The organism is Methanosarcina sp. 2.H.A.1B.4 (assembly GCF_000979385.1).
In the GTDB taxonomy this organism is placed as follows: Archaea; Halobacteriota; Methanosarcinia; order Methanosarcinales; family Methanosarcinaceae; genus Methanosarcina.
Genome location: NZ_JJOV01000026.1, coordinates 1 through 14,509, shown reverse-complemented (window position 1 = coordinate 14,509; position 14,509 = coordinate 1). Strand labels below are relative to the sequence as shown.

9 protein-coding genes and 3 pseudogenes are annotated in these 14,509 nt (G+C 42.2%); 6 read left to right on the top strand and 6 right to left on the bottom strand.

Features of this window, described 5'->3' with window-relative positions; genetic code table 11:
• The first annotated feature begins 80 nt into the window (after nucleotides 1-80).
• The gene (locus EO92_RS04045; protein ID WP_235283175.1) at nucleotides 81-710 is read left to right on the top strand and encodes a bile acid:sodium symporter family protein; all 630 of its coding nucleotides are present in this window, start codon (nucleotides 81-83) and stop codon (nucleotides 708-710) included.
• Between the two features lie 190 nt (nucleotides 711-900).
• Here EO92_RS04045 and EO92_RS04040 read toward each other — a convergent pair whose 3' ends face one another.
• Nucleotides 901-1,833 carry a hypothetical protein gene (locus EO92_RS04040; protein WP_048169499.1) on the bottom strand — a complete coding sequence of 311 codons (933 nt, stop codon included), beginning with the start codon at nucleotides 1,831-1,833 and terminating at the stop codon, nucleotides 901-903.
• A 673-nt stretch (nucleotides 1,834-2,506) separates the two neighbouring features.
• Between EO92_RS04040 and EO92_RS04035 the strand changes: the two genes are divergently transcribed.
• Nucleotides 2,507-4,747 (top strand): CHASE4 domain-containing protein, encoded by a 2,241-nt coding sequence (locus tag EO92_RS04035; protein WP_048169497.1) that lies wholly within the window; start codon nucleotides 2,507-2,509, stop codon nucleotides 4,745-4,747.
• Nucleotides 4,748-4,878: 131 nt separating this feature from the next.
• Here EO92_RS04035 and EO92_RS04030 read toward each other — a convergent pair whose 3' ends face one another.
• Entirely contained in the window at nucleotides 4,879-5,571 is a 693-nt protein-coding gene (locus tag EO92_RS04030) for a YkgJ family cysteine cluster protein (RefSeq protein WP_235283174.1), read from the bottom strand.
• 699 nt (nucleotides 5,572-6,270) lie between these two features.
• Nucleotides 6,271-7,383 (bottom strand): IS200/IS605 family element RNA-guided endonuclease TnpB, encoded by a 1,113-nt coding sequence (gene tnpB, locus EO92_RS04025; protein ID WP_048169505.1) that lies wholly within the window; start codon nucleotides 7,381-7,383, stop codon nucleotides 6,271-6,273.
• Between the two features lie 45 nt (nucleotides 7,384-7,428).
• Here tnpB and tnpA point away from each other — a divergent pair.
• From tnpA to EO92_RS16640, 3 genes and pseudogenes are all read left to right on the top strand, one after another.
• A pseudogene (gene tnpA / locus EO92_RS04020) lies at nucleotides 7,429-7,824 on the top strand (IS200/IS605 family transposase).
• 258 nt (nucleotides 7,825-8,082) lie between these two features.
• Entirely contained in the window at nucleotides 8,083-10,221 is a 2,139-nt protein-coding gene (locus EO92_RS04015; RefSeq protein WP_048169493.1) for a CHASE4 domain-containing protein, read from the top strand.
• Nucleotides 10,222-10,346: 125 nt separating this feature from the next.
• Complete coding sequence (locus tag EO92_RS16640) at nucleotides 10,347-11,123, top strand: toast rack family protein (RefSeq protein ID WP_052734265.1); 777 nt, start codon at nucleotides 10,347-10,349, stop codon at nucleotides 11,121-11,123.
• A gap of 399 nt (nucleotides 11,124-11,522) precedes the next feature.
• Here EO92_RS16640 and EO92_RS04005 read toward each other — a convergent pair.
• The 3 genes and pseudogenes from EO92_RS04005 to EO92_RS17505 all read right to left on the bottom strand — a co-directional run bounded on the left by EO92_RS04005 (nucleotide 11,523) and on the right by EO92_RS17505 (nucleotide 13,544).
• Nucleotides 11,523-12,768 (bottom strand): annotated as a pseudogene (locus EO92_RS04005) (ABC transporter permease).
• 29 nt (nucleotides 12,769-12,797) lie between these two features.
• A complete protein-coding gene (locus tag EO92_RS18435; RefSeq protein ID WP_052734264.1) occupies nucleotides 12,798-13,016 on the bottom strand; it encodes an LPXTG cell wall anchor domain-containing protein in 219 nt (72 codons plus the stop codon).
• Complete coding sequence (locus EO92_RS17505) at nucleotides 13,017-13,544, bottom strand: hypothetical protein (RefSeq protein ID WP_235283172.1); 528 nt, start codon at nucleotides 13,542-13,544, stop codon at nucleotides 13,017-13,019.
• On the opposite strand from EO92_RS17505, the pseudogene EO92_RS03990 reads away from it, so the two are divergent.
• Nucleotides 13,476-14,464: pseudogene (locus EO92_RS03990) on the top strand (IS630 family transposase); the annotation flags it as partial. The gene EO92_RS17505 and the pseudogene EO92_RS03990 sit on opposite strands and share 69 nt — an antisense overlap.
• Between the last annotated feature and the right edge of the window lie 45 nt (nucleotides 14,465-14,509).

The following is a 14,509-nucleotide window of genomic DNA, read 5'->3' as shown; positions in this document are numbered from 1 at the left end:
TATTCGTCGGCAGCGTCAGATGTGTATAAGAGACAGGTGTAATCCTGCTTGGATGCTGTCCCGGCGGTACGGCTTCAAATGTGATCTGCTACCTTGCAAAAGGGGATGTTGCACTCTCTATAGTGCTCACATCTGTCTCCACCATGGTTGCCTTTCTCGCAACTCCCTTCCTTACCTGGCTCTTTATCGGGCAGTCTGTGGATGTGGATGTCATGGGCATGCTTGTAAGCGTTGTAAATATTGTTATTGTGCCTGTAGTGCTCGGACTTTCAATCAATTATTTCTTTGAAAAACGGATAACAGCGGTCAGGGATGTCTTTCCGGCAGTTTCAGCTCTCGCAATCGTTGTCATCATTGCCATAATCATAGGGACAAACAGCGAAAACCTTGAACAAAGCGGCCTTCTGGTCCTTGTTGCAGTGGTTCTGCATAATGGGCTGGGCCTTGCAGGCGGCTACGGGGTCGCAAAAGCTTTCAAGCTCAGCGAAAAAGAAGCAAGGACCCTGGCAATTGAGGTCGGAATGCAGAACTCGGGCCTCAGTGTTGCTCTTGCGATAAAACATTTCACTGCTGCGGCAGCGCTTCCGGGTGCAATATTTAGCATCTGGCACAACCTGTCCGGAGCTTTCCTTGCAGGACACTGGTCAAAAACCAGTGTGCCTGATACCAATAAAAGTGAGATGCCCAGAATTAGCGGGCATATACATTAAGAAATTGGGGTAAAACCTGAATGGGTTTTGCAAAAGTAGAAACGAACAAAGGTTGGAAATCAAAGAAAAGATTCCAGGGTCCACAACATAATTTCCTGGAATCTTATCCTACTTCACTTTTCCTTTTTACTTCACTTTTCCTTTTTACTTCACTTTCTTTTCGAAAACCACGGCCTTCTGGAAACTGTTGTTACATATCATGCACGACAGATGGCCCGAAAGCGGGGTAAGTGTGCACATTTCGGATATTTGCCTGGACATTTCCGTTTTCAAGCGTCTGGGTGTAAGATATTCCCTGTGCTATCCCTTCACCCCATGGAGCTATCGTCGTGCAGCGGAAGGTTATTCCGTTATTTATCGTGTCCGGGATTATGGGCTCAGCGGACTGGTAGTGTATTATTAATGGGCTTGTCTTTTTGTCGCAGTAATTTTTGCATTCGTCGCAGTAATTTTTGTATTCATCGCAGTAATTTTTGCATTCATCAGATAATGTTGTTTCTAGATTGTAGTCCCCGTAGACTATGAAAGAACCGGCGGGCACATTTTTCCCTCCACTTCCTCCCCAGTTCCCGTACAGTTTTGTCTTTTTCGGGAAATTGACTATAAATCCCCCATCTCGTACGACCCAGCCTTCCGGAGGGATATTCTCGCAAGAAATTATGTATGCCCTGTACTCATTTCGAGGGTCTACTCCAAAAGCAACCGGTTCTGGCAGGCCCGGTCCGAACTCATCTTCAAAATATTTCATTGCGGCTTCTTTCTCGGCCTGTATTTCCGTATCATTACGTCCCATTATTGCCTTGTGATACCAAACTGCCAGGTCTCCTTCGGCAGGTGGCAAACTTGCATTGTACTGGCCTGCAGCCATGAATACAACCACCTGATCAAATCCATCTAGCGTGCAGAAGGATGAATATGCACATGCAGGCGCCGAATCCGGTGGACCTCCGGGTGCCGAATCCGGTGGACCTCCGGGTGCCGAATCCGGTGGACCCCTGGGTGTCGAATCCGGTGGACCTCCAGGTGCCCAGTCAGGTTGAGATCCGGGTGCATAGACGATTCCGATCGTGGCAACTAGCATTATAACTGCCATCACAAGGTGTTTTTTTCTGAATAAATCCATATTTCCACTCCCTTTACTGATTGATGCTAGTGTCGTGTCAATCCTCAAGGATTAAAGGATTCTGAATAGCTGTAATCGACTATATGCGACATTTTACTGCTGACGCAACACTAGTGTATTTTTTCCTTATGAATCAATTTCCCCTTCGGCCAATGGTTTGCAAAAAATCTTATAATCCATGTCATTTTCGCCTTGAATCCCGCGCTGGTACTGAGGTACAGTTGAAAAAATAATACTTTTTATTTAAGTTTCTGCCAAATGCAGGATCTGTTAATATATCATCGAATTTTATATTTATATTTGTTTAATTATAACTAAGGACCAATGTTCCGGGATAAATTACAGGCAAATCTAAAATTCCATTTGTATTCGATTAAGGAGTTTGGTTGCCCTAAATGGATACTCAAAACAATAATGCAGATCGATTTTCCATATTTAGGCTTTCATAAATTCCATGAATATAACACATTCCTGGCATTTTGTGTCTTAACCGATGACCAATGAAGTTCTTTCTAATTTTTCCGTGGCACTATAATTCTAAATATAAATATCTGTAATATATTTCTTATTAAAATTATTTAGGAACTTTGCTAAATTTTATATACTTTCTTCTCTTTTTAATATTTATAATATCTTTAATTTTAAGCTCCTTTTTAATCTCAAGTCTCTAGAGGTGTCCACAATAGATATCAGTAAAAAGGTTCTCATAATAACCCTCTTGATTTTTGCTGTCCTTACGGCTGCGTTTACGTTCACCCATAATATGCAGCTGTCAAACTTTTTAGAGCTTGAGCAGGCTGATACATTGGAGAATGTAGAGCGTGTGCAAAATGCAGTCTCCACCCGGCAGGGGTATATTGATTACATCGTCCGGGACTGGGCTTGCTGGGATGATACCTACCAGTTTATAGAAGACGGGAACCAGGATTATATCGATGTGAACATCCAGAATGAGACCCTTTCGGTAATTAGAGTTAATGTCATGCTTTTTGTTAATGAATCAGGGGACATGGTCTATGCAAAATCGGTGGATGTTGAGACCATGGAAGAAGAACCGGTGTCTGAGGACCTTCTGAAAATGATCGAAGATGGGACTCTCCTTACAAAAGGGGACAACGACAGGATAAGAGGTTTTGTCTTGCTCGACGAAGGCCTGATGTTTATTTCAAGTCACCCGATCCTTACGACAAAACAAAAAGGGCCTTCAAGGGGCACTCTCATTTTTGGGAGGTATTTTGATCCCTTTGTTCTCGATACCTTCAAAGATGTTACCTGCTCTTCTCTGTTGATGTACAGGGTCGATGAAGAGATGCCACCCGATTTTCAGGCAGAACTTACAAAATTTTCGAAAACATCGGACAATATTCTTGTGGAACCTCTCAGTGAAGAGAAGGTAGCAGGTTATTTGGAGTTAAAGGACATCTCAGGTGAGCCTGCCCTCATTATCAGAGCCGATTTCCCAAGAGAACTCTATTTGCATGGTGAGAGAACTCTCAACTACATGTATTTTTTCTTGCTGTTCACCGGGCTCTTGACCGGTATCGGGGTCAAGTTTGCTCTTGACAGGCTGTTTATCTCAAGGTTGGTAGAAATCGATGATTTCGTTACAAAAGTCCGGTCGGAAAAAGACCTCTCCAAACGTTTGTCCCTGAAAGACAGTGACGAGCTCTACCGTCTGTCAAGGGAAATAAACGGGATGTTAAATGAAATCGAAATGGCAGAGCAGGGGTTAAAGGCCCAGGAACGCGAAAAGAAGGTTCTGCTTGATTCACTCAACGAACTCGCCGTTTTTGTGAACCCTGAAATGAGAATAATATGGGCAAACAAGGCTGCCCTCGAATATATGCAAATGGATCTTGAAGGGGCAAAGATGGTCTGCCTTAAAGACACTCTCGGCATAAGCAGCCCCTTATTTGAGTGCCTGCAACTTGAACAGATTTTTGTGACAGGCGATAAAATGTCCGGGGAATTTACTTCAGGGGACGGTAGGGTCTGGTTTTTCCAGGCAATTCCTGTGGCAAATGAAAATGGAAAGATTATAGGGGTTTTGGAAACCTGCAGAGACATTACAGAAAGCAAGAAAGCCGAGCAGTTTCTCCAGGAAAAACAGATCGCAGAGGTCGCAAACCGTACGAAGAGCGAATTTCTGGCAAACATGAGTCATGAACTGAGGACCCCGCTTAACTCAATCATAGGATTCTCCGACCTTCTGTACGAAAAGGTTTACGGGGAACTTAATGTAAAACAGATCAAGGCCGTTGGGAACATTTCTAGGAGCGGAAAACACCTTCTGAATCTTATTAACGATATCCTTGATCTTTCTAAAGTGGAAGCCGGAAAGCTTGAACTCGATTATAAAGAGTTTGAGCTTGCCAGTAAACTTAATTCAATAAAAAATCTGCTATCTCCTATTGCAGACAAAAAAATGATTGAGGTTGAAATCCAGGTGGATGAAAACCTTGCCACAATCCGTGCTGACGAAGCTCGCTTTGTTCAGATCCTGTACAACCTGCTGGATAATGCCATAAAGTTCTCGCACGAAAATGGACTTGTGAAGATAGAGGCAAAAAAGAAAGGGGACCTGGTAGAAGTAACGGTTAAGGACAATGGAATAGGGATCAAAGTTGAGGATCAGAACAAGCTTTTCAAACCTTTCAGTCAGGTAGATACCTTTTCCTCAAAAAAGTTCCAGGGAACAGGGCTCGGACTTGCACTGGTTAAACAGCTTGTTAACCTGCATGGGGGATATGTCTGGTTCAGCAGCAAGATCGAGGAAGGAAGTACCTTTGCCTTCACACTTCCGATAAACAGAGATGAAAGAAATGGGAACAACGGCGAAATAAAATCCCTTAACCGCGCAGAAACGGCTGAAAACTCGGGGACTTTTAAGAGGAGTCAGAAAAAAATAGAATAGAATATAGAATAAAATAGAATTAAAAAATAGAATTAAAAAATAGAATTAAAAAATAGAATAGAAGCCAAATTGACTGAAAAATCGTTTCAATAGACCATTTTGCCCTTAACCATAAATTTTTCGTTTCTTATTTAAAAGGTAGGCTCATCAATTTCCTGACCGAAATCAATACCTGAAACTGCTGTTTTTATCTTATACGTTTCTACCTTATACGTTTCTACCTTACTTGCTTCGACCTTATACGCTTCTACACTATCTCTCTGAAGGCTTAAAAGTTCTTCCAGAGTAAAAACTGCGTACTGATTTTTTCCATTTCTGCATTTTCTTAACTGGTCATAATCAAAATAAAGGTCATCGTAGCTTACCACATGGTTGAACCATTCAACCGGGATAGGAAGACGGGACAAAAGGGGGATTGCAGATTTGAAATAGTTCCTGCAAACTTTTTTTCTTGATAACTGGCACCAGTTATCTATTGTGAAATTTACCTTTCCATCTTCAACCGTAAAAACAACAGGATATATTTTACAGATTATAGGTTTGAAATCACGACATTCGCATGCTTCTGTTTCTTTGTTCAAAAAAGGACATAGTTCCCCAAGCTTTAATACATGAACAAGAGCCCCATCATTCATTTTCAAAATATCCAGATACCTGAGTTTGAATTCGGAAACACTGATACCCATTTTTTTTGCCATATATTCTTTTTCTCCGGGCAGCAGAGTTCCTATTTTGTTATGCTCGCAAGCTCCTCCACATTCCCTGCAGATATTAAAAGTATTCTGGTTACTTCCACTAAATATCTTATGAAAGTTCTCATACATATGCATGGGTATCTTTTTAAATCTCAATCTAAAAACCTCGACCATGTAAAACTGAGTATATTGATTATATTTTTATTAAGTCATATTTACACCTATGCTTCAGGAAGCTTTTTTATCAGGCTTAAAAAAACGAAATAACGAGTTTAACTTGTAAATAAAAATATTAACAGATTTATAATTTCTGAAAGCTAAAGTGGGTATAAAAAATTTACCCGGCTAACCTAAATTTTTTATGGTTTAAGCTGCAAGTCGCAAAAATGGTATATACAGGATACCTGTGGCTGTGGGCAGGAGGGTACTCAATAAATTATTGTGGATAGTTTCAAAGCAGTTTATTACTTTTGTTTTATCTTACTTTACACGTATAGGTATACAGTTTACAGCTTCGGCAAATGCTCGGAAAAAATCTGATTTTAAGGACCCTGCCCTGCATCCTAATTTTATCTCAAAATATAATGGCTTAATATTGACCTTTATCTATTATCAGGAAATCATGCAGTCAGGGCGGAGAGTTTTACTTAATTCATAATTTAGTTTAAATGTATGGATATTTATCCATAAGATCTAGGTCTAAACACACTTCTTTTTCTTCTTCTTGAAACGTGAACTACCACTCAGCTAAAGACTGAGTGGCTTCCTGTGTCATTCCTCCCTCTATCGAGGGCAAGTCAACAGGCTCTTCCCCGCGTTCCGCAGGTGTTATGATCCAATTAGATTTTGATCTATGAGAGCAAATTTTTTGATATTGATTGCAGCATTGATGTCTCTATCATGCTGAGTTCCACAATCAGGACATTGCCATTCTCTATCTTTTAACTGAAGTTCTTTATTGTGGAATCCACAGACGCTACAGAGCTTAGAGGAAGGCTCAAACTGTCCTATCCTCAATACGGTTTTTCCCAACCATTCTGCTTTATACTCTAATTTTGTTACAAAGCTACTCCATGCAGAATCACTTATAGCCTGTGCTAAATGATGATTCTTGATCATGCCTTTTACATTCAGAGTTTCCAGAGCTACAGCTTGGTTTTCGCATATCAGTTTAAAAGAGAGTTTGTTCTGGAAATCGTTTCTCTGATTTGTTATTTTGTCATGGAGTACAGCAAGTCTGTGTTTAGCTTTTGCCCTGTTCTTAGAGCCTTTTTGTTTCCTTGATACTCTTTTTTGAAGTACTTTGAGTCTTTGAAGAGAGTTTTTCAAGTACTTAGGGTTCTCTACTTTATCGCCTGTAGAAAGAACCGCAAAATCCTTGATACCAACATCTATTCCTACAGTGGTTGATTCTGAGAATTCCTGTTTTGCTGGAAGTTCTTTCCCATCTTCAACAAGGATACTGAGATAGTAATGCCCTTTACATGTCCTTGAAACTGTAGCTGTTTTCATTTCACCTTCAAATTTCCTGTGAAAAACTGCTTTAATTGGTTCTATTTTAGGAAGCTTGATAGTGTTTTTTTCAAAGTCTACAGTGTAATGCTGTGGTACAGGAAAAGATTGTATAGGATTTTTCTTAGACTTGAATTTAGGGAATCCGTTCTTCTCTCTAAAAAACCTAGTGAATGCAGATTCAACCTGTTTAGTCATTCCCTGTAATGATTGTGAGTTTACTTCGCCTAACCATTCATTAGAAGTTTTCAAAACCGGAATTAATTTGTTTAAGTCGAATCTGGAAATTGATTTTCCTGTTTGTTCGTATGTTTTAATTTTTTGATCTAACGCCCAATTGTAGACAAATCTACAGCTACCAATGTGCTGATTCAATTGAACAGCTTGTGTAGTTGTAGGATAGAGTCTAAACTTGAACGCTTTCATCATACAAGGCAGTATATTGTTTAACAACATATATATTTTTTGGTAAACATGAAATATGAAACACGGAATCATAGCAAATTTTTGTTAATGTACCATGTTATTTTTGTTTGCAAATACCGAAAAGCCATACTTGAACCGATTAGCGAAGATCTCAAACAGATTATGATTGACATTTCTAAATAGTCAAACTTTGAAATCATGGAAATGGAAACAGACAAAGATCAGATCCATTTCCTGATTAAGAGTGAGCCGAAAGTTAGTGTTTTGTCAATTGTCAGAAAATTGAAACAAAAAGCTACTAACAGGTTATGGAAAAGTCAAAAGGTGTATTTGGAAAAGTATTATTGGGGTGAAAATACGTTATGGAGTGATGGATATTTTGCTTCTACCATCGGAAATGTTAGTAAAGAAGCAGCAGAATATTATATACGGAATCAGGGTTGAAGTTGACGCTTATATCCCCTGAGCTAAAGACTCAGGGGTTTTACGCTTCGTAATATAAAAATGATGCTAATAACTGTAATGGGATTGAGTATCTACCTGAATTATACAGAAATTTCGGTTTTACTTCGCAACATTTATATATAATTTTATCTGATATATATCTTAGATATCTGCACTTTAACTTTTGTCATGGACAAAGCTTTATGCTACCCAGTTGCAGGTATGTGATTTTGCTTCCTGCAGCTGTTGGTGATGTGTATGAATGTCAGTAAAAAACTGTTTATAGTTACATTCACAATGTTTGCTTTGTTAACTGTACTTTTAATAGCTGCATCTCATACCATCCTTTTATCGAGTTTCTCTAATCTTGAAGCCCGGGATACTATCAAGAATACGGATAAAATCGAACAGGCAATTGCCTGGGAAGCTTTGTCTATCGACAGAACCGCAAGGGATTGGGCTTACTGGAACGATACATATAAATTCGTAAATACCTTAAGCCCTGAATACATAGAGTCGAACCTGAACGAAAATACCCTTTACGATCTGGACCTCAATGTTATGCTTTTTGTAAATAAATCCGGGGTCGTGGTCTATTCACTGTCTGTAGACCTGGTAAACGGGACAAATGTTCCGGTTCCGACAGGGCTTCTGGAGAGGATTGACAGTGGGCTCCTTATGCTTCGGGAAAATAGGGATTATATGCAGGGAGTCATACTTCTTGAAGAGGGACCGATGCTTATCGTTGGCCGCCCCATTCAGGCAGGTTTCGAAGAAGGTCCTTCTGCGGGAACTCTAATTCTCGGAAAATATATTGACAACTCTTACATTGCCTCTCTTGAAGAGCGTACCCAGTCTTCCCTATCTCTCTATACTTTAAATGAGGAAATGCCCCCGGACTTTCAGGATGCATTTGATGAGGCTGTCAGTGGAGGGGGAAGTGCTGTTAATATTCTTGGAGATGAGAGGGTAGCCGGGTATTTCATACTAAGAGATACTACCGGGGAGCCTGCAGCCATCATGAGAGCTGATTATCCCCGTGAACTCTATGCACAGGGTAAAAAGACTCTGAATTATATTTACGGTTTCCTGCTGCTCAGCGGGATATTTATGGGAACTGCGACCAGGTTCAGCCTGGATCGTCTCCTTGTATCAAGGCTAATTGCTATTGACAGTTTTCTTGACAAAGTAAAAAGAGAAAAAGACACCTCAAAGCGGCTGGAAATGGAAGGTGAAGATGAGATCCACAGGCTTTCAAAAGGTATCAATGAAATGCTTTCCAGCATCAGACTTGCTGAGCAGGAGCTTAAGTCCAGGGAGTATGAAAAAAAGTTTATTCTCGATTCCCTTGAAGAAATAGTGGTGCTCAGGGATCCGAACTTCAATATTCGCTGGGCAAACCAGGCTGCTCTCAAAAACAAGGATCTGCTAATGGTTGAGGCTAAAGAATTGACCTCTGATAGCCCTCAGGCTGCGGATAAGGACATTATCCCGAAATCCCGATATCCCCATCCCGGCTGGACGGATCAGGAGTTTACCTCTTCTGAGGGAAAGACCTGGCTTCTCAGGTCAAAACTCGTGTGTGACGAAACCGGAGATACCATTGCAATTCTTGAAACCGGGGTGGAAATTACGGAACGGAAGAAATATGAAATTGAACTCTTCCGTGCAAAACAGGATGCTGAAGTCGCAAACCATACAAAGAGCGAGTTCCTTGCAAACATGAGCCACGAACTGAGGACCCCGCTTAATTCAATAATAGGCTTCTCCGACCTTTTATATGAAAAGGTTTACGGGAACCTTAATGCAAGACAGCTCAAGGCTGTCGGAAATGTCTCATGTAGCGGAAAAAACCTGCTAAACCTGATTAATGAGATCCTTGACCTTTCAAAAGTAGAAGCCGGGAGCTTTGAACTGCATTATAGCACTTTCTGGCTGGCTGAAGCACTTGCTGAAGTTCGGGATATGCTATTTCCATTTGCCGCCAGCAAAGGAATAAAAATAGAATTTGAGCTTGAAAATAGCCTGCCCAGAATTTCTGCAGACAAGGAGAGAATCATGCAGGTTCTCAGCAACCTGATGACAAATGCAGTCAAATTTTCAAATGAAAACGGGTGTGTAAGAGTTAAAGCAACACAAAGCAACGACTTTATACAGATAGCCGTAGCTGATGACGGAATAGGTATTGCGGCAGCTGACCACGACAAGCTCTTTAAGCCTTTCAGCCAGATAGACTCTTCCTCATCTAAAAAATATCAGGGAACCGGACTTGGTCTTGCCCTTATAAAAGAAATTGTGCAGCTCCACGGCGGCAGTGTCTGGTTTGAAAGTGAAGTCGGAAAAGGGAGTACCTTCGGTTTTTCGATCCCCCTAAAAAGGGGAAAAGCTGATTTGTAAGCTCTAAATCCCTCTGACACTTATATTTATTATTTCATAGTTTTGACTTATTTTCCGGCTATTGCTTATAGGTTTGCGGCTATTTCAGATTATGTAATTAATTAAAAGAGGGATAGGCGAGATCTATGAGAATTTTCAAATTTTTATGTTTATTTGCTCTTATAGCAGTCCTGGTCCTGACTTCCGGCTGCACCGAACCCGGAGAACTGCGTACTGAGTCCCATTCTGTAGATTTAGGAGATGCCAAATCGATCCACGCCCTGGTCCGTATGGGTGCAGGAAACCTGGAGCTTTCCGGAGGCTCAGAACAGCTTCTGAACTCAACTTTTACTTATAATGCTGATGCCCTGAGACCTGAGATCGAGTACGAAGTTACCGATGAGAGCGGCAGGCTTGTTGTCCGCCAGAGGGACGTCTCCGAAAGCATCACCAGTCGCGAGTTCCGGAATGAATGGAAGCTCCGCTTCAATAATGATGTGCCGCTTCTGTTGAGTCTCGAATTTGGTGCTGGTGACGGAAACCTTGAGCTTGGCAGCCTGAACCTGACCGAGGTGGACCTTCAAATGGGAGCAGGGGATGTTCAGATGAACCTTTCCGGCAGCCAGGCCCTTACCAGGTTATCCCTGGAAATGGGAGTTGGAGATGCCGTTGTGGATCTCAGGGGAGATTGGGGACAGGACCTGGATGCCCGGATTGAAGGAGGGGTCGGGTCCCTCACCCTGCGGCTTCCGGAAACATCAGGAGTGCGCATAAAAGTTAAAGGAGGGCTTGGAGAAATCAAGGCAGGTGACCTGGTACAAGATGGAGATGCCTACGTAAATGAGGCTTATGGAAGTTCGGATGTTACTCTGGATATTGAGGTTGAAGGGGGTGTAGGAGAGGTCTTTTTGGAAACCGGGTGAATGGAAGGTGGATAATTTGAAAGGCAGGAAGAAATCCTGTATGTGGGGCCAGCTCCAGAGACCACCCTGATAAGGATTGCAAGACCAGGGCCAAAAGCCATCAGGTCAGGGGGAAGAGGAACTCTAGCTTCCTGCTCCCCTCATCTGGGTCACGTTACCAGGGCAGCTAGAAAAAAATAGTGATTCTTTTCACGCTGTGCCTGCCTCCTTTTCTTGTTATCTTCTCTAATTCTCCCTGGTAATTAATAAAATTAAGAATGTAAAATAAAGAATCTAAAATAAAGAATCTAAAATAAAGAATCTAAAATAAAGAATCTAAAATAAAGAATGTAAAATTAAGAATGTAAAATTAAGAAGGGTTTGCTCCCTTCTCTTTTTCATTTATTCGTATCCTTCCGTTCATTCGTACCTCAGTGCATCCACAGGTTTCAGTTTCGAAGCCCTGTATGCTGGGACAGCTCCAGAGACCACCCCGATAAGGATTGCGAGACCAAGCCCAAAAGCCATCAGGCCAGGAGAGAGAGGAACTCGAGCTCCCTGCTCCCCTCATCAGGGTCAGGCCCAGGTAGGGGAAGAGGGTGGAAATAAAACCTCCGAGCATCACTCCAAAAACACCTCCCACGAAGCCTACCATTGCGGAGTTGAAGACGAAAATCATCAGGATGTCCCGGTTTTTCGCTCCGATGGCTTTCATCGTGCCTATTTCCTTTGTCTTTTCAAGGACCGAGGTAAACATCGTGTTTGCAATCCCTACGGCTCCGACAAGCAGGGACACGGCAGCAATGGCTCCCAGGAAGAGGGTTATTGAAGAGGTCATCTCGGTTACGGATTCGGCCATAGACTTTGAAGCTGACACTGAAAAATCCCTGTCCTTTTCCTGATGGATCTGGCGGGAGACCATGAGTTTTTCTTCGATATCTTCTACTAAGGTGTCCACCACATCTTCACTTTCGGCTTTAACCCGGATTGAATCAAAGACATCTTTTTCCGCGTCTTCAAGCAGGTTCACTGCCGAATCAATCGGTATGTAGATCTTCCTGTCCTCACTTCCGCCTTCCTCTGCCAGAATTCCGACGACGCGCACGGACTTGCCGTTGATAGTTATCACCTGGTTGATTCCTATGTCCTGGTCGAAAATTCCACTGGCAATGCCGCTTCCTATGACCGCCACGTACTTATCAGCCGGTTCGAGCAGCCTGCCAGAATCCACTTCCAGAGAGTTCATGTACTTCCAGACCTGGGGGTCAACTCCTGTAATGGAAAGGGTTGAGCTTTCCCCGGTATAAGTTACTTCTTCATTTCCGGAGATCTGGCCGGCAACGTACATTATGCCGTCTATACCCTGGAGGGCGTCTATATCATCATCTGTCAGTTCGACATCCGTGGTCGTACCTCCTCTGTCTCCGCCCCCTCCATGTCCTGGCATTCTTGATTGGGCACCTGAATAACCCGGGGTGATGGTGATGCTTGTCAGGTCCATGTCGGAAAGGCTGCTCTGCACGCTTGCTTCCATGGCATCCCCGAGGGAGATTATCCCGACCACTGCCCCTACCCCGATAACAATCCCTATGATGGTCAGCCAGCTCCGGAGTTTGCTGTGCAGGAGCATGTTCAGGGCCATTTTCACGTAGGTTGCGTTTCTCATCGCACATCCTCCAGTTTTTACTGATCTTTTCAGTTCTTCAGCATTCCTGAGCCGGAGTTGTTTTCAGATGCTTTATCTTCAACTTTTTGAGTTCCCATTTTAACTCCCTGTTTTTTCCTGCGGTAAAGGAAAACTCCTGCCCCTGCAACTACAACGATAAGGAGATAGAGCAAATAGGAACTGGTTCCGCTGCTTGTGTTGGTTTTTCCGGCTCTGCCCGTGCCTGTAACTCCGGCGGAGGCTGTCATCTAGACAGGGACGTCCTTCTGGACCGTGATTCGTTCTCCCTTTGCATCCGTATATTCGATTTGAACTTTCATGGTGGGGTCGGTTCCGGAACCAGCAGATCTGGTGACCGCAGATTTGTTTCCTGAGGGTGCTGCAGTGGCTTTTCCGGCACTTGATGAGTCTTCCGAGTTTGTTCCTGCAGCCTGTGTGTTAATGACATTGAAAGATGTGATTGTGTAATCTCCTTTCTCCAGGTTCCCCACAATTGTAGACGAACTTCCGGTTGTACTGTACCCTGCCTGCTTCGGGACCGAGACTTTTACGGAATAAGCGATGTTATTACCTATGTTTGCAATGGAAAGGGAGATCTCCCCTGCGTTGCTTTCCGAAAAGGAAACATCAAAATCGGTTTCTCCCCCAACAAAGAGCCCTGCATTGGTTTCGATCGTGTTAATATTGGATTCGTAGTCTTCAAAAGTCAGGTATTGAATGTTGGTAGGAATACTGTTGGGCGAATCAAGAAAAGGTACTTGGATGAAGGTCTCCAAAGCGCTCTTGAGGATAAAACAAGAACCGGTCAACCTATAAAATACACCGAAAAACACGCTGCTGAAATCATAGCGCAAGCATGTACCACACCTCCTGATGGAAGAAAAAAGTGGACGCTTGTACTGCTTACTGAAGAACTGAAGATGAGAAAAGGGTTTGAAACAATAAATAAGGAGAGCATCCGGCTTATTCTAAAAAAAGCAAAACTAAACCTTGGTTAAGACGGATGTGGTGCATTCAAACGATAAATGCTGAATATAGAGAAAGAATGTACAACATTCTCAATCTCTATGAAGAAAAATATGACCCGAAAAAACCTCTCATATGCCTTGACGAGAAACCAAAACAACTTCTTGGAGATAAGAGGAAGGCCATTCCAATGAAACCTGGAAGTCCAGAAAAATATGATTACGAATATGTCAGGAATGGGACAGCAAATGTATTCGTGGCAGTAGAGTTTAAAGCAGGAAAAAGGGTGACTCAGGTAACCAAAAGGAGAACAATGAAGGATTTTGCACAATTCGTGAAAATTCTCGTTACCGAAAACTATTCTGAAGCTGAAGTCATCCGGCTGGTTACGGATAATCTCAATATTCACAAAGAAAAGTCATTCTACGAAACATTCAGCGAAGAGGAAGCAAAAAAGATTCTGGACAAGATAGAATTCCATTACACGCCAAAACATGCAAGTTGGCTTAATGCCGCAGAAATAGAGATCAATGTGATGGATATTGAATGTACAGACAGAAGGATTGGAGATATGGAAACACTTACTCACGAAGTGGGTGCATGGACAAAAAGAAGAAATGAACATGAAAATAAGATCAACTGGAAGTTTACGAGAAAAGTTACTGATGAGAAAATGTCTAAGAGGCTGTCTGAATATTCATTTTTCATTCGGGTAAAGTTACTATATTAGCCAGTCTTCTGCTCATTATATGGATCATAGCAGCATAAATGAAGG